At 65.6% G+C, this 15,861-nt stretch carries 12 protein-coding genes and 2 pseudogenes; 3 read left to right on the forward strand and 11 right to left on the reverse strand.

Going from position 1 to position 15,861, the window contains the following annotated elements; all coding sequences use genetic code 11:
• The 7 genes and pseudogenes from B3T59_RS12745 to B3T59_RS12775 form a co-directional block, all read right to left on the reverse strand.
• Window positions 1–190 (reverse strand): annotated as a pseudogene (locus B3T59_RS12745) (YdcF family protein); the annotation flags it as partial.
• 78 nt (window positions 191–268) lie between these two features.
• Window positions 269–2,407: a hypothetical protein gene (locus tag B3T59_RS12750; protein ID WP_251721730.1), complete on the reverse strand. Its 2,139-nt coding sequence runs from the start codon at window positions 2,405–2,407 to the stop codon at window positions 269–271.
• A gap of 93 nt (window positions 2,408–2,500) precedes the next feature.
• The gene (locus B3T59_RS12755) at window positions 2,501–4,018 is read right to left on the reverse strand and encodes an NAD(P)(+) transhydrogenase (Re/Si-specific) subunit beta (RefSeq protein ID WP_082933715.1); all 1,518 of its coding nucleotides are present in this window, start codon (window positions 4,016–4,018) and stop codon (window positions 2,501–2,503) included.
• The gene (locus B3T59_RS12760) at window positions 4,015–4,320 is read right to left on the reverse strand and encodes an NAD(P) transhydrogenase subunit alpha (RefSeq protein WP_005177965.1); all 306 of its coding nucleotides are present in this window, start codon (window positions 4,318–4,320) and stop codon (window positions 4,015–4,017) included. The genes B3T59_RS12755 and B3T59_RS12760 overlap by 4 nt, the downstream gene beginning before the upstream one ends.
• Complete coding sequence (locus B3T59_RS12765; RefSeq protein WP_251721729.1) at window positions 4,320–5,417, reverse strand: Re/Si-specific NAD(P)(+) transhydrogenase subunit alpha; 1,098 nt, start codon at window positions 5,415–5,417, stop codon at window positions 4,320–4,322. The genes B3T59_RS12760 and B3T59_RS12765 overlap by 1 nt, the downstream gene beginning before the upstream one ends.
• Window positions 5,418–5,653: 236 nt before the next feature.
• On the reverse strand, window positions 5,654–7,276 hold the full coding sequence (locus tag B3T59_RS12770) for a hypothetical protein (protein ID WP_285897343.1): 1,623 nt from the start codon (window positions 7,274–7,276) through the stop codon (window positions 5,654–5,656).
• An 85-nt stretch (window positions 7,277–7,361) separates the two neighbouring features.
• Complete coding sequence (locus B3T59_RS12775; protein WP_251721728.1) at window positions 7,362–8,984, reverse strand: molybdopterin-dependent oxidoreductase; 1,623 nt, start codon at window positions 8,982–8,984, stop codon at window positions 7,362–7,364.
• Window positions 8,985–9,076: 92 nt separating this feature from the next.
• Between B3T59_RS12775 and B3T59_RS12780 the strand changes: the two genes are divergently transcribed.
• Window positions 9,077–10,543, forward strand: coding sequence for an FAD-binding protein (locus tag B3T59_RS12780; RefSeq protein ID WP_251721727.1), 1,467 nt, complete (start codon window positions 9,077–9,079; stop codon window positions 10,541–10,543).
• Between the two features lie 56 nt (window positions 10,544–10,599).
• Here B3T59_RS12780 and B3T59_RS12785 read toward each other — a convergent pair whose 3' ends face one another.
• The 3 genes from B3T59_RS12785 to B3T59_RS12795 are packed head-to-tail and all read right to left on the reverse strand — an operon-like array spanning window position 10,600 to window position 13,466.
• Window positions 10,600–12,876, reverse strand: coding sequence for a heavy metal translocating P-type ATPase (locus B3T59_RS12785; protein WP_251721726.1), 2,277 nt, complete (start codon window positions 12,874–12,876; stop codon window positions 10,600–10,602).
• Between the two features lies 1 nt (window position 12,877).
• On the reverse strand, window positions 12,878–13,081 hold the full coding sequence (locus tag B3T59_RS12790) for a heavy-metal-associated domain-containing protein (RefSeq protein ID WP_005203212.1): 204 nt from the start codon (window positions 13,079–13,081) through the stop codon (window positions 12,878–12,880).
• 49 nt (window positions 13,082–13,130) lie between these two features.
• Window positions 13,131–13,466, reverse strand: coding sequence for a metal-sensitive transcriptional regulator (locus B3T59_RS12795; RefSeq protein WP_251721725.1), 336 nt, complete (start codon window positions 13,464–13,466; stop codon window positions 13,131–13,133).
• 204 nt (window positions 13,467–13,670) lie between these two features.
• On the opposite strand from B3T59_RS12795, the gene B3T59_RS12800 reads away from it, so the two are divergent.
• A complete protein-coding gene (locus B3T59_RS12800) occupies window positions 13,671–14,789 on the forward strand; it encodes an agmatine deiminase family protein (protein WP_287003658.1) in 1,119 nt (372 codons plus the stop codon).
• A 61-nt stretch (window positions 14,790–14,850) separates the two neighbouring features.
• A complete protein-coding gene (locus tag B3T59_RS12805; RefSeq protein WP_005203218.1) occupies window positions 14,851–15,417 on the forward strand; it encodes a TetR/AcrR family transcriptional regulator in 567 nt (188 codons plus the stop codon).
• A gap of 16 nt (window positions 15,418–15,433) precedes the next feature.
• Here the strand turns inward: B3T59_RS12805 and B3T59_RS12810 are convergent.
• Window positions 15,434–15,861: pseudogene (locus B3T59_RS12810) on the reverse strand (hypothetical protein); the annotation flags it as partial.

The raw sequence follows: 15,861 nt of genomic DNA on the forward strand, positions 1-15,861 counted from the left end.
GCCCCCCCGCCACGTCACCAGACGCGAACTTCTGCTGAGCGGAGTTGTAGAGCGACGCAGGGTCGACGGCAGTCGCGGTCGGTTGCACCTGGGTGTGGTGCACGACGGGCAACGAACCGACCGCACCGCCCACTGCTGCCGCCGCGACGAGCGCGACGACGCCGCGTCGAACCCGGTTCACTCTGGTCACATGAGTCACTTGCGTAACTCTAAGGCTCTTTGCGACGCGCTGGGTCTCCCTGCAATCCCAAGTCGATAACGGCGGGGGCTAACTGACTCCGTTGAGCCGGTCCACCGAGGCGAACAGGTCTCCGACGCGATAGTTGTTCACGGCAACGTAGTTGGGAATCATGTGCCGCTCGGCGCGACACTGCTCGAGCCGGTTGAACAAGAACTCCTCGCGATTGACCACACCGGCATCGCGAATCCTGCTGGTGAAGTTGCTCATCCAGTGATTCACCAGAAACAGTGGCGCTGTGGTCGACCCACGGTTCCGGTCGCAGTTGAACTCGGCCGTCGTGCGGAATTCGTAGGGGGTGTCCTGGGTCCACTCCTTGCCGTCGAGCAGCCATGGCCGCTCGGTGCCTCCACCGACGTTCTCGTGCAGCCAGACCAGCGTGTGCCGGGTGTCGATCATCTGGCGCAGCGTAGGCCACGGTTGACCAAGGGTCGGGGTGTAGAGCCGGTCGTAGAGTCCCGCCTGCCGCAGCAGGGTCTCCACATCGGCGGGTGCCACCATGTCCTGCACGAAGAACGTGACCACCTCGTTGGGGTGGCGGTCCATCCACTCACGCACCTTGATCATCAGCGGCAACCACTCGGTCGAACCCAGTTCGCACAGTTCGTGACACAGGTAGGGCTTGACCGGTCCGACAGGGGTCAGATCGAGGGCGTCGCGCACCCTCAGTGCACTCTGCACGGTCTGGGCCCCATAAAGCTGTTCCGCCGCCGCCAACGCCTGTGCGCGGCTGTCCTGAGTGTTGGCGATGATCGGCGGCTTGTTCGACATCTGACCGTTCCAGCTGTCGATGAGGAACACGCGGATGCCGTCGTCGAGTTGCCCCATGACACCGGTTTCCTGTTCCGCGAGAAACCATCGGTTGCCATCAGCCGCCGACATCGAATTGTGTGTCCCGGGAAACGCCACGTCGTTGTACGGCCGATCGCACAACTCCACGTGACCATTGCACGCGTTCGGATCATCTTTGGCGACAACGGAACTCAACGTCGGTGTCGGCTGCGGCCACGCCAGCACGCCGACTGTCGCCAGCAGTGCCGCTACGCCGACCATCGCAACGATCGGAATCGCCAACCGGGCGACGACCTGCCGCCGATCACTGCCCTGCAGTTGCCTATTCGCCGCACGCAGCAACTCCCCCGCTCCTGCGATGACGGCACATGCCCCGAGCACCACGGCGACAACCGTGACGAATGTCAGCGGTCGCAGCACCGCCAGCACACCGAGTAGCACCAGCACCCCACCACGCGCGGCAATGGCCGCAGGCGTCGAGGGTCGTCGTATCACCCACGCGCGCAGGCGCTCTGCGAGTCTGTCGAGATCGTCGACCGGCGCGAGACTCGACGCCGCGCGCACGGCCAGCCCGATCAGCGCCGCTATCGCAGCGATGATCCACAGCCTGCCGTCGACCTCGCGCCAGACCGCGACTGTCACTGCACCGTCGAGGGTGTCGGTCGGGATGACGGCGGCAATGATGGTGCAGGCGAGCAGGATTGCGGCCACGAGCGCGGCGAACCAGATGATCGCGCCACCGAGTGTGTCGGTGACCGCGGCGACGCGCGCGGCTCGACCCTTCTCCACGGGCGGAGGTCGGATGAACGCCGCGCCAACGATCAGCAGCAGGCCCAGTAGCGGCAACAACCAGGCCAACACCCGAACCCATCTGACGTAATCGAGAATGCCCGAGTCCCATTCGCTCGCGCCGATCGCGGAGAGCGTGACGTCCATGTTGTTGGGGAGTCGAGCAGCGACGTCGGGTGCCACCGTCCGCAGCGCGGCGACGGTGACCGCCCCGAGATCGGCGAGACGCAGCACGAACAGATTGCTGTCGCCCGTGGCGATCGATCGGTGGATCGACGCGGTGAGTCCCCGCACCGCAGGACCCGCCGCGGGACTCGACACCGCCGAGATCGACACCGATTCCACCAGCGGACGCAGCGCAACGAGTTCTGGCGACGCCGAGATGATCTTGCCGGACACGAGCAGGCCGAGTTGCCTCGCGACCGCGGGATCCTGCCGGATCGAGTCGACATGCGCGGCGAACCGCGCGCTGTTGACGGCCTCGCGGTTGACCAGACCCGCGAACAACCCGCCGAGCAGACACAGCACTCCGAGACCGAACACGACGTGCGAGATAACCGTGCGCGCTCGGGAACCTTCGACAGTCATCACATACACATAGCAGCGGGCGACACGTCGTGCCGCCCGCTGCTATCGAATCGTAAAGCTGTTCCTCGCCGTCGTGGAGTGCCGATAGGCGTGCTACAGCGCCTTGAGCTCCTCGATGACCTCACTGACCGACTTCTTCGCGTCGCCGAACAGCATCGACGTCTGCTCTGCGGTGAACAGCGGGTTGTCGATGCCTGCGTATCCCGAACTCATCGAACGCTTGAGAACGATGACCGATCGGGACTGGTCGACGTTGAGGATCGGCATTCCGTGAATCGGCGACGACGGGTCGTTGCGCGCCGCCGGGTTGGTCACGTCGTTGGCGCCGATGACGATGGTGACGTCGGTGCGAGTGAACTCGCCGTTGATGTCGTCCATCTCCTTCATCGAGTCGTAGGGCACGTCGGCCTCGGCCAGCAGCACGTTCATGTGGCCGGGCATACGACCCGCGACCGGGTGGATCGCGTACTTGACCTCGACGCCCTTGTCCTCCAACAGGTCTGCCATTTCCTTGACGGTGTGCTGCGCCTGGGCGACAGCGAGACCGTATCCCGGAACGACGACAACCTGGTTGGCATAGGCCATCTGGATCGCGGCGTCGGCAGCCGAGGTGGCCTTGACCGTTCCGCCCGCACCACCGGCAGCACCCGCGGCACCGGCGTCGCCGCCACCGAAGGACCCGAAGATGATGGCGGGAATGGAGCGGTTCATGGCCTTGGCCATGAGCATCGTCAGGATCGAACCCGACGCTCCGACGATCATGCCCGCGACGATCATCGCCTGGTTGTTCAGCGCGAGACCCGCAGCGGCAGCGGACAATCCGGTGAGTGCGTTGAGCAACGAGATGACCACGGGCATGTCGGCGCCGCCGATGGGGAACACCACGAACAGACCCATCAGACCCGCGACGACGAGCAGGATGACGATCCAGTACCACGGGGTCGCGTTGGTCGAGCTTGCCTTCACACCGATGACCACGGCCACCGCGACGGCCACGATCGCCAGCACGACGTTCGCGACCTGGAACAGTTTGGCCGCTGCGACGAGCTTCTTCTCGAGGTTCTTGTTGAGCAGTTCCTGCAGCTTCGCGAATGCGACCAGCGAACCCCAGAAGGAGATCGAACCGATGATGGCCGCGAAGAGCGATCCGACGATCACGGCCACGTTCGGCTCGTGCGGCACCTGGGTGAAGCCGTCGTACTCGATGTACTCGGCCCACGCGATGAGCGCGACCGTTCCGCCGCCGACGCCGTTGAAGAGCGCGACCAACTGCGGCATCGCCGTCATCTTGGTCTTGAGCGCCGGCGGGATGCCCAGCGCGACACCGATCGCGAGACCGATGGCGATCAGCACCCAGTTGACTGTCGGGACACCGACGTCGCCTGCGTTGTTGTAGACGCTGAGCAGGGTCGCGACGATCGCGATGCCCATACCCGTTGCGGCGATCCAGTTTCCGCGCACAGCGGTCTTGGGACCGGTCAGTCCCATGAGGCCGTAGATGAACAGCGAGAAGGAGACGATATAGAGAGCCGTGACGCCGTAGCCCAGGCCTTCGGAGACCTGTCGGGTCGACTCGCTCGCCAGTACCGTCGAGGCGAGGATGGCGCTCACTTAGCAGACTCCTTCTTACCCTTGAACATTCCGAGCATGCGGTCGGTGACGAGGAAGCCGCCGACCACGTTGAGCGTGCCGAAGATCAACGCGACGAACGCGATGATGCGAGTGCCCCAATTGGCATCTGCCGGAAGCGAACCCAGCACCACCAGCGCACCGAGCACGACGATGCCGTGAATGGCGTTGGTACCGGACATGAGTGGGGTGTGCAGCGTGTTGGGCACCTTGGAGATGACCGCGAAGCCGACGAATCCCGCGAGAACGAGAATGGCGATGTTCGCCATGAGACCGGTGTACATCAGGCCTTCACCTCCGAGCTGGTCGACGTCGACCCGGTCACGCATGCGGATGCGATGACCTCATCGTCGAAATCGGGTGCGATGGCGCCGTTCTCGTCGAGCATCAGCTCGATCAGCGCCTGCAGGTTCTTCGAGTAGAGCTCGCTGGCGTGCTCGGGCATCGTCGCCGGCAGGTTCAGCGGCGACGTGATGGTGACGTCGTGCTTGACGACGGTCTGCCCCGGTTCGGTCAGCTCGCAGTTGCCGCCGGTTTCACCTGCGAGGTCGACGACGACGCTGCCGGGCTTCATACCCTCGACGGCAGCGGCGGTGACCAGGCGAGGTGCCGGACGTCCCGGCACCAGTGCGGTGGTGATGACGATGTCGAAACCCTTGATCGCGTCTTCGAGCGCCTGCTGCTGCTTGGCACGCTCGTCGTCAGTGAGTTCACGGGCGTATCCGCCCTCACCCGCGGCGTCGATTCCCAAATCGAGCCACTGAGCGCCGACCGAACGGACCTGCTCGGCCACCTCGGGTCGCACGTCGTAACCGGTGGTCCGGCCGCCGAGGCGCTTGGCGGTTGCCAGCGCCTGCAGACCCGCGACACCCACGCCGAGTACCAGCACCGTCGCGGGCTTGACGGTGCCGGCCGCGGTCGTGAGCATCGGGAAGAATCGCGTCGACTTGTCGGCCGCCACGATGACCGACTTGTAGCCGCTCACGTTGGCCTGCGAGCTCAGCGCGTCCATGACCTGCGCGCGCGAAATACGCGGAATCGCCTCGACGGCGTATGCCTCTACGCCTGCTTCCTTCAGCGCGCCGACCTTGGTGTCGGCATTGCGCGGCGCCAAGAAGCCGATCAGCTTCTGACCGCGCCGCAACTTGGCGATCTCGGCATCGCTCGGCGGCGACACACGAAGCACCACATCCGCCGCGTACGGATCGCCGATCGTTGCTCCTGCCTCGACGTATGCGTCGTCGGGGATCAACGCCTCCACACCGGCACCCGATTCGACGGTTACCGGCACTCCCTTACCTACCAGCGTCGCAACGACCTTCGGGACGAGCGCCACGCGACGCTCACCCTCGGCCGTTTCGCGCACGACTCCCACACTCATATTGTCTGTTTCTTCTCTGTCTTCTTCGGCACTGGTCTTGGTCAGTACTCGATCTTGTTTGGGTACGAGCGCACGGCGATCCGCGGGTTTTCTCCTCCGGTCACAACGTGTGGCGCCTCGTCGGGGCGCGTTCGTCAATGAGGTGGTCATCCGCACGCCGCGCCCGCTCGAAATTCGGTGCGACGAACATAGCATGACCTCATCAGACGCAGATCACGCCGTTGAATTGCTCACTTTTACTTGACGCGGCCGCTGAGCGGTCGGGGCGTCCGGGTGGCCTGATCAACCGCTGGGGCCTCGGGGACCACCGTCGGCGCGGTGTCGGAGGCTGTGTGGGTCTCGGCGGCCTTGTCGGTGGGCGTGGTGGTCTTGCCGGTGTGTGTGGGAGCGGGGGTCGGCGCTGGGTCGGCTGAGGTCGACGGCGCGGTGGTGCTCGGGGTCAACTCTGTCGTCGTAGCTGGCCCTGTGGTCGTGGCCGGCCTTGTGGTCTTGTCTGTCGCGGCGGCTCTGTCGGCGAGGTAGTCGCCGAAGGTCTCGCCGGACTCGGTCGGGGTGGTCGTCGCGGTGGTCGTCGCGGTGGCTTTGCGGGTCGACGCGCTTACCGTCGACTCACTCGCGGTCGACGAGCTCGTGTTCTCGGGCGCGTGCCATGTCTTACCCTGCGCGGCGAGGGCGTCCGGGTCGGTGACCGGTACCTGCAGCCCGAGCGCGTCGTAGAGCGCAACCTGGATCTCGCGCGGCGTCGGCACCTTGACGCCTGCGACTGTCGACGCCTCGCCGGGTTCCGGTACGGGAACCAGGGCGTCGAGCACGTCGTCGAATTCTGGCGGCACGGGTATCCCCAAGCTGCGCAGGAAGATTCCATACGGATTGCCGCCGTCGAGGACCACGTAGGTGGTGTTGCCGACCTCCCTGGTCGAGACCACCTGATACTGATTCACCAGGTTGCCCTTTTGTCCGTGGATCGTGGCGCCGGGCAGGAAGTAGAAGGCCGACGTCAACGGATGCGCGAGTGGATTTCCCAAGCCGCACACCGAATCTCCACGCACGCAATAGGAGATGACCTGAATGTCGCCGGTGTCCGACTCATCGCGCGCGCCATTGGTGTACGCGCCGGGGATGAAGCTGGGGATGACGGTTTCGATGCCGCTGTTGGGGAAGCGCGAGTCGGCGCCGACCACCACGACGATGTTGGCGTCCGGGATCGCACCCGGATCGCCCGCCGCATACTTCTGGTGGAGTAGGTAGGCGATGTTCAACGCGACCGGACCGCTCTGCGAGTAGCCGTTGAGAACAATGGCGCCCGATTCGCCGCGGTCGGCCCATGCCTTCTCGGCGTCGGCCAACCCGTTGGCGGTGCCGATGTCGACCGAATGGTTGTACGTTCCGGTTCCGCTGAGGTCGAACTCCTTGCCGCCGACAACGATTCCAAAGGCCGCAGGGTACTGCACGACAACAATTTTCGGGTTGTACGAACCCCCACCATGCGGTGCGTCGTAGAACCCGACGTCGACGGTGCGACCGTACTGGTCGCCTCCCATCGGGGAGCCTGCGCCACCGATCGCCGTCGAACTGATCGACCTGAAATCGCTGGTGCCGGGAACGAGGATCACCGTCGAGTCTTCCCCGAGGTTCTCCGGGAGCCAGGTGGGTTTGTCCCGGATCGGCGTCGGCTCGTGCCAGGATGACGGGAACTGCACCGAGGAAATCTGCACTGAGGGGAACTGCACCGAGGGGAACTGCACCGAGGGGAACTGCACGGGACTCGACGCGCTCGTCGACGTCGCGCTCGCGGTGCCGGGTGTCAGCAGCATGGCCGCAGCGCACACCGCGAGTCCAGAAGTGATGATTCTGTGCATGTGACCCCACCCTCCACGTGTGCTGCGTCGAAGGGTAGCCCCCGCCCGTCGTCTTCCGCGCGTGGCGCCCCCTGGCGCATCCTGCTCAGCCGACGGTGTAGTCGCGGGAATCGAGTCCTGTCGCGCCGTCGGGAACCGGATCGGCCTCGGTTTCGGTCTGCGCCTCGCCGTTTTTGTCGATGGCACGGCATTCGACGGTGTGCTTTCCGCTCGTCGCCTGCCAGGTGAACTTCCACTGGCGCCAGGTGTCGATGCTGTACTCGGTTGCCAGTTGCGCGTCCTGCCAGGGCCCGCGGTCGATACGAACCTGCACGGCGGAGATACCCGTGTGTTGCGCCCACGCCGTCCCGGCGATGATCACCTCGCCGGGGTTGACCGAACCGCCCGCGGGACGGTCGATGCGCGACGCGAGCTTGATCGGACCAAGCGCCGACCACCCGCGCGTCGTCCAGTACGCCTGGGCGTCGGAGAAGCGGGTGAGTTCCCAATCGGTCACCCACTTCGTCGCCGACACATACCCGTACAGGCCCGGAATCACTTGTCGTACAGGGAATCCATGTTCGATCGGCAGTGGCTCGCCGTTCATCGCGACGGCGAGCAGCGCGTCCCGCTTGTCGGTGATCGCCGACACCGGCGTCCCCGCGGTCCAGCCGTCTGAGCTCGTCGAGAGCAACATGTCGGCGCCCGGGCGCACGCCTGCCCGGTCGAGGAGGGTCTTCATCGGCACGCCGAGCCAGCGGGCATTGCCGATGAGATCGCCGCCGACCTCGTTGGATACGCACGTCAATGTCACGACGCGCTCGGTCATGGGCATGGCGAGCAGTTCGTCCCAGGTGAGGGTGAACTCCTCGTCGACCAGGCCGTGCACCCGCAGCGTCCAATCTGTGGTGGTCAGTTGAGGCACCTGCAGCGCGGTGTCGATGCGGTAAAACGACGCGTTGTCGGTGACGTACGACGTCGCGCCCTGCACACCGATCTCGGCGCCCGCGGGGATCGGCGGCGCCGGTGAGGCGGGCGCGGGCAGCTTGATGCCCGCACGGTCGGCGACGGTGCGCGCGGCGTCGGCAAGCAATTTGCGGCCGACGGCACCGACGGCGATGGCGGCGACCGCGATTCCCGCGGCCGTCAGGACGAAGCGCCGTGGGACCCCGGACTGCTGTTCGTCGTCCTGCTGTTCGTCGTCCTGCTGTTCGTCGTCCTGCTGTTCGTCGTCGAGGGTGGATTGCGGGGCGCCGAGTTGTCGAAAGAGCAGTCGCAGCACCCCGATACCGACGACCCCGGCGAGCAGCGACGGAATGATGTAGGCGCCGCTCGAACCCGACCGGTTGAGTGCCGCGACCACCCCGAGCACCGCGAACACTCCGATCACGACGCAGCCGAAGGGAGGTCGACGCCGCTCCAGCACGCCCGTTGCCGCTGCGAGGACGACGATGATCAGCGCCATCCCGGTGAACAGGGCGGTCTTGTCCGAGGTACCGAAGGTGCCGATTGCCCACTCACGGACCGCCTGCGGCGTGTGGTCGACGACCGTCGAACCGACGGCGAAGAACGGCGAACTGTTCTCCGAGATCGGAACCGCGCACAACTCGCCAACGGCGAGGCCCGCACCGACGGCGATCAGCCCGGCGACCGCTGCGGGGCCGTCATGAGTCGACGGTCGACGGTTGTCGTCGACGTCAGGTCTGGTGAGGGTTCGTCCCGAGGACACACTCCTTGATACCTCTCGAGCCTGAGGAGAGAGCAAACGCAGGACCATCAATCACTAGAACACGTTCTAGTTTGTGGTCTACGCTAATCCGCATGGCTGACGGCACACGGATTCCCGACACCCTCCCCCTCGGCGCGGTGACGCAGTTCAGCGACGAGGTCGACGTCGTGGTGATCGGACTGGGCATCGCGGGCGGATGCGCCGCGGTGGAGGCGGCGTCGAACGGGGCACGCGTTCTGGTCCTCGAACGTGCTGCGGCGGCAGGCGGAACGACGGCGCTCGCGGGCGGACACTTCTACCTCGGCGGCGGTACGGCGGTCCAGAAAGCCACCGGGCACGACGATTCCGCCGAGGAGATGGAGCGGTACATCACCGCGGTCTCCAGCGATCCGGAGCCGGACAAGATCCATGCGTACTGCGTCGACAGCGTCGAGCATTTCGATTGGCTCGAGGCTCTCGGCTTTCAGTTCGAGCGAAGCTATTACCCGGAGAAGGCCGTCGTCCAACCCGAGACGCAGGGCCTGATGTACACCGGCAACGAGAAGGTGTGGCCGTTCAACACCATGGCCGTTCCCGCCCCGCGTGGGCACAAGGTTCCGGTCCCCGGCGACACGGGTGGTGCCGCGATGATCGTCGAGTTGCTGGTGAAACGTCTCGCCGACCTCGGGGTGGAGGTGCGCTACGAAACCGGCGCGCGGCAACTCGTCGTCGACGACGGCGCTGTCGCGGGAGTCGCGTGGCACAGCCCCGGCAGCGGCGACGGGGTGATCAGGGCCAAGGGTGTGGTCATCGCCGCGGGAGGGTTCGTGATGAACTCCGACATGGTCGCCGAAAACGTACCGTGGCTCACCGAGAAGCCCTATGTCCTCGGCAATACCTACGACGACGGCCTCGGACTCCGCATGGGCGTCTCGGTGGGTGCCGAACTCAAGCACATGGATCAGGCGTTCTGCACCGCACCTGTGTATCCACCCGCCATTCTGCTGACCGGGATCGCGGTGAACAAGAACGGCGATCGTTTTGTCGCGGAGGACTCCTACCACTCGCGGACGTCGAGTTTCGTTCTCGAACAACCGGATTCGACGGCGTACCTGATCGTCGACGAAGCGCACATGAAGCGGCCCCGCATGCCGCTGGTGCCGTTTGTCGACGGCTACGAGACGATCGCGGAAGCCGAACAGGCGCTTGGTATTCCGACCGGCAAGCTTAAAGCGAGCCTCGATCGGTACAACGAGAACGCCGCACGCGGCGAGGACCCGGACTTCCACAAGGCACCGGAATACCTTGCGCCGCAGGACAAGGGGCCCTGGGCGGTCTTCGACATGAGTCTGGGCAAGGCGATGTACGCGGGGTTCACGCTCGGCGGCATGGCAACCTCGGTCGACGGCGAGGTGCTCGACGCCGCCGGAGCCGCGATCCCCGGGCTCTACGCGGCGGGCGCGTGCGCCGCGAACATCGCGCAGGACAGCAAGGGCTATGCCAGCGGAACACAACTGGGCGAGGGTTCGTACTTCGGACGCCGCGCCGGCCGCCACGCCGCCACGCTGCCCCACCGCTGATCGAGCACCACCGCTGATCGAGCTTGTCGAGATCCGCCGGGTCGAGCTTGTCGAGATCACCGACGCGGCGTAAACCTCCGCAGGCGCAGGCTGTTGAGCACGACGAACACCGACGAGAACGCCATCGCGGCGCCCGCGATCATCGGATTGAGCAGCGCCGCAGCGGCGAGCGGAATCGCGGCGACGTTGTAGCCGAACGCCCAGAAGAGGTTCTGCTTGATCGTCCGTAATGTCGCGCGCGACAACGCGATCGCGTCGAGCACCTTGTTCAGGTCACCGTCGACGACGGTCACGTCGCTGGCGGCGATCGCGACATCGGTACCGGTACCCATCGCGATGCCGAGGTCGGCCTGCGCGAGCGCTGGTGCGTCGTTGATGCCGTCGCCGACCATCGCCACGGTCGCGCCCGACTGCTGTAGGCGTACGACCTCCGCAACCTTGTCCTCGGGCCGCACATCGGAGATCACGGTGTCGATACCGACGATGTCGGCGACGTGCCGGGCGGCGCCCGCGTTGTCCCCGGTCAGCAGAACCGGCCGCAACCCCGCCTTCTTCATACGCGAAATCGCCTCTGCAGCAGCTGGTTTTACCGTGTCCGATACCACGATGACACCGAGAGGCGTACCGTCGCGCAGCACGACGACGGGAGTGGCGCCAGCAGCCTGCGCCTCGTCGATGGCACTGCGAAGCCCTTCGTCGAGTTCGACGTCGAGATGCGCAGGCCCGCTGACGGCGACGCTGCTCGTCCCGACCTTCCCCGACACCCCGACGCCGTGTGCGGCGTCGAACTCGTCTGCCTCAGGAACCGGAAGATCTTGTGCAGCAACGACGATCGCGCGACCGATGGGATGCTCAGATCCCTTCTCCACCGCTGCGGCGAGAGTGGCGACCTCGTCTGCCGTGACGCCTGCCGCGGGGTGCACGCCGTCGACGCGCATCTCGCCCGTCGTCACGGTGCCGGTCTTGTCCAGCACGACGGTGTCGACGCGTCTGGTCTTCTCGAGCACCTCGGGGCCCGACAACAGGATTCCCAGTTGCGCACCACGTCCGGTGCCGACCATCAACGCGGTCGGTGTCGCGAGTCCGAGCGCACAGGGGCACGCGATGATCAGGACCGAAACCGCCGCGGTGAACGCTGTCAGCACCGAACCGTCGACCCACCAGAAGATCAGTGCGCCAAGGGCAATGAGCATGACGGCGGGAACAAAGACGCCGGAGATCCGGTCGGCGAGTCGCTGGACCTGGGCCTTACCCGCCTGCGCTGCCTCGACCATCCGGGCCATCTGCGCCAGCGCAGTATCGGAACCGACGTGGGTCGCACGAACCACGAGCCGACCGCTCGTGTTGATCGTCGCACCGACGACGTCGTCGTCGACGGTCACCTCGACGGGCACGGATTCGCCTGTGAGCATGGACATGTCGACAGCGGAGACACCCTCGACGACCACTCCGTCGGTAGCGATCTTCTCGCCCGGACGGACGACGAACTCGTCTCCGACGGCGAGGTCTCCGATCGGGACCCGCACCTCACTGCCCGCACGTCGGATCACGACGTCCTTCGCACCGAGATCCATCAGCGCCCGAAGCGCGTCGCCCGCACGGATTTTGGCACGCTTCTCCGCGTAGCGTCCCGCGAGGATGAAGGTCGTGACGCCTGCCGCGGCCTCCAGATAGATGAACGACGCTCCCGCTCCGCGCTCGGGGAGAAGCTCGAATCCGTGTGTCATGCCCGGCATTCCGGCCATGCCGAAGAACAGGGCGTACAGCGACCAGCCGAATGCGGCGAGAGTGCCCATCGACACCAGCGTGTCCATGGTCGCAGTGCCGTGCCGCAGGTTGCGCCACGCGGCGAGGTGGAACGGATAGCCGCCCCAGACGATCACGGGCGCAGCAAGAGTCAGCGACAGCCACTGCCAGTTGGTGAACTGCCATGCGGGCACCATCGCGAGGACGATGACCGGTATCGACAACAACGCCGAGATGATGAGTCGTTGGCGCAGACCCCGCAGCTCGACGGCAGCGGGACTCGAATCGATCGCAGAAGCCCCGGCTCCCTCGATCAATCCTGAATCAGACGACCCGCCAACAGCTTTCGGACGCACCGGCGTAGCAGTGTATCCGGCATCCTTGACCGCGGCGACGAGGGTGTCGACGTCGGCTGTGCCGTCGACTGTCGCCCTCTCGGTTGCGAAGTTCACCGTGGCGTGGACGCCGTCGAGTTTGTTGAGCTTACGCTCGATACGATTCGCACACGACGCACACGTCATGCCGGTGATGTCGAGGTCGACGACGGTGGCCGGCCCCTCACCGTGCGTCGTGTACGTCGTGGACATGTCAGACCAGCTCGTATCCGGCTTCGGACACGGCGTCGGAGACCTCGTCGCGCGCGAGTTCGCGATCGCTGGAGATCTCGACGACGCCCGTCTCCAAAGTCACGTCGACGTTGTTCACGCCGGGGATCTCGCCGATCTCCTCGCGAACCGATGCGACGCAGTGGCCGCAGGTCATGCCGGTGACGGTGTAGGTGCTTGTAGTCATGTGTTCGGTTACCTTTCGTGGTGGATGATCGTCGCGGTGGTCGGCCGCATCAGGACTTGACGAGCCGGGCGATCGCGGTCATTGCCTCGTCGACCTTCGCGCGACCCGCGTCGTCACTCTCCTGCGCGGCGTGCACCACGCAGTGGTTCATATGGTCTTCGAGCAGGCCGAGTCCGACTGCCTGCAGCGCCTTGGTCATCGCCGACAACTGGGTGAGGATGTCGATGCAGTACTCCTCGTCGTCGACCATGCGCTGAAGCCCACGCGCCTGTCCCTCGATGCGTCGAAGACGCTTGAGGTAGTCGTCTTTGCGCGTGATGTATCCGTGCGCGTTGTGCTCGGCGTCTGTGTTGGCCCCGGCGTCCGGTGTCGCGTCTACGGTCATGGTCACTCTCCTCGTATACCCCTTACCGGTATACCAGGAATCGTCATGAAACGGTACCCCCCTAGGGTATATCGCGATCGGCCGCATGAGCGTCGGATCGCCATGCTCGCCGCGCCTCCATTCTTGACTGAATATTCAGTCAGGATCTACGCTGCCTAGAGGTCACCCGCGGGACCGAGTGCCAGGACGAGAGGAACCCCAGAAATGCGACGCCGTGCTTTTCTGCAGCTGTCAGCCACCGCGATCGGTGCTGCCGTGCTCGCGGCGTGCAGTGACGGCGACACCGCCGCGACGTCATCGGGCGAACGGCGGTCGGACGAGCGGCGATGGGTGATGCCAGACGAAGGTCAACGGCACACGCGAACGTGGATGGCCTTCGCCGCCGGCGAGGCGATCTGGGGCGCGCGGCTGGTGCCGGAGGTGCAACGTAACCTCGCGATGATCGCTACCACCATCTCCCGGTTCGAACCTGTGTCGATGTTGGTGTCGCCCGACGAGATGGGCGTGGCTCGAGAGTTGATCGGCGGAGCGAACGTCGAGTTGGTGGCGTGTCCCCTGGATGATCTCTGGATTCGTGACACCGGCCCGGTGTTCGTGAAAACGGATACCACCGCGGGTGGCGTGGATTTCAACTTCAATGGCTGGGGCGGAAAGCAAGACCACGGCCGCGACAGCAAGGTCGCAGATTTCGTCGCCCGACGCGGTGGCGCGGAGACGGTGCACACCGATCTCGTGCTGGAGGGCGGGGCGCTCGAAGTCGATGGTGAGGGCACCGCGATCATCACCGAGAGCTGCGTGTTGAACAACAACCGCAACCCCGGGTGGTCGAAGGCAGATGTCGAAGGCGAGCTCGATCGCCGACTCGGCGTGACGAAGGTGATCTGGTTGCCTGGGGTACGTGGCAAGGACATCACCGACGGGCACACCGACTTCTACGCCCGTTTCGCCAGTCCCGGAACGGTGGTCGCAGGACTGGAGACCGATCCCGAGTCATTCGACTATGACGTCACGCACCGCCATCTCGACATCCTGCATGCGGCGACGGACGCGCGCGGCCGACCACTGACGGTCGAACAACTCGAGAGCCCATCGAGTGTGCGTGAGCAGTTCGCCAGCGACGACTTCGCGGCCGGGTACATCAACTTCTATGTCTGCAACGGTGCGGTGATCGGTCCGCAGTTCGGGGCCTCCGACACCGATGCCGCCGCGAAGGACACGCTGCAACAGCTGTTCCCCGACCGTGAAGTGGTGCAGGTCAACATCGACGGCATTGCTGCCGGAGGCGGCGGAATCCACTGCGCCACTCAACAGCAGCCGGCCTGAACATCGGCGCCCACCAATCCTGCACCCGCACTCTGAGCGTGGGTCGATCTTCGGAGAAGAGATGTCTGACCGTCGAACCAGCATCCTGGAGGCAGCGGTGCGCGTCATCGCCGAACACGGCGTGCGCGGGCTGCGCGTAGCGCAGTTGAGCGCCGAAGCCGGGGTGTCGACCGCGCTGATCTATTACCACTTCACCGACCGCGACGGCATCCTGCGGGCTGCACTCGAATACATCAACGAGCGCGCTCAGGACTACACGACACCTAGCGCCGACTCCCACCCCCGGACACAGCTGGAGTCAATGCTGCTCGACGAACTGCAAGACACCGACGAGGTGCGCACCGCGAGCGTTGCCTGGGGCGAGCTACGAGCGAGCGCGGCGTTCACTCCCGCCCTCCAAGAACCTCTCCGGGCGAGCACCGCCGCCTGGGACCGAGACGTCGAAGACCTCATCACCCGAATCCCGGACGCCATCACCACTGACCCCGCCGCGACCGCTGCCCGGCTGACCGCATTGGTCGAAGGACTCAGCGAACGATGGCACAGCGGCTCCATCGAGCTGGCCCGCGCCCGTGACCTACTCCGAGGTGCCATCGAGCACGAAGTCGGACCCCGACAACCCGCGTGACGACAAACTGCCTGACTCAGAAACGCGCGCGCTGCAGTGCGTCGGCGAGCTTTGCCAATGCCGCGGCAACCTCACGCAGCGCGTCACTCACCGGATCGGGCTGAGCGCCGGATGCCGGACGACCACCCTGCAACGGGTCGACGTGTTGCTGCGGCGGTGACGGGGGCTGGGGTGATGCTGGCTGGGGTGATGGTGACTGGGGTGATGGTGGCTGCTCGACGGACCGCTGACCGGTCACGTCGAGAGCCTGGTGCCTGTTGGCTTGGAAGGCGGGCGTCGGCGGCGGTTCGGCGTTGGTCGATCGCCGCCCACCGCGATAGGCGTGTGCCGCAGCCGACTGCGTTGACCCAGAATGCGTTGACCCCGAATGCGACGACACCGACTGCTGCGCGGGTGGGGCCTCGCGGAGCGACGACCCGCGCGGATCGTCGAGCCGATGCGACC

This window comes from Gordonia sp. UBA7860 (assembly GCF_002500165.1).
Lineage (GTDB): Bacteria > Actinomycetota > Actinomycetes > Mycobacteriales > Mycobacteriaceae > Gordonia > Gordonia sputi.

Coding starts and splice junctions, on each gene's coding strand:
- B3T59_RS12750 (WP_251721730.1), bottom strand. CDS start 2,407: ATGACTGTCGAAGGTTCCCGAGCGCGCACGGTTATCTCGCACGTCGTG.
- B3T59_RS12760 (WP_005177965.1), bottom strand. CDS start 4,320: ATGTACACCGGTCTCATGGCGAACATCGCCATTCTCGTTCTCGCGGGA.
- B3T59_RS12765 (WP_251721729.1), bottom strand. CDS start 5,417: ATGAGTGTGGGAGTCGTGCGCGAAACGGCCGAGGGTGAGCGTCGCGTG.
- B3T59_RS12770 (WP_285897343.1), bottom strand. CDS start 7,276: ATGCACAGAATCATCACTTCTGGACTCGCGGTGTGCGCTGCGGCCATG.
- B3T59_RS12780 (WP_251721727.1), top strand. CDS start 9,077: ATGGCTGACGGCACACGGATTCCCGACACCCTCCCCCTCGGCGCGGTG.
- B3T59_RS12785 (WP_251721726.1), bottom strand. CDS start 12,876: ATGTCCACGACGTACACGACGCACGGTGAGGGGCCGGCCACCGTCGTC.
- B3T59_RS12790 (WP_005203212.1), bottom strand. CDS start 13,081: ATGACTACAAGCACCTACACCGTCACCGGCATGACCTGCGGCCACTGC.
- B3T59_RS12795 (WP_251721725.1), bottom strand. CDS start 13,466: ATGACCGTAGACGCGACACCGGACGCCGGGGCCAACACAGACGCCGAG.
- B3T59_RS12800 (WP_287003658.1), top strand. CDS start 13,671: ATGCGACGCCGTGCTTTTCTGCAGCTGTCAGCCACCGCGATCGGTGCT.
- B3T59_RS12805 (WP_005203218.1), top strand. CDS start 14,851: ATGTCTGACCGTCGAACCAGCATCCTGGAGGCAGCGGTGCGCGTCATC.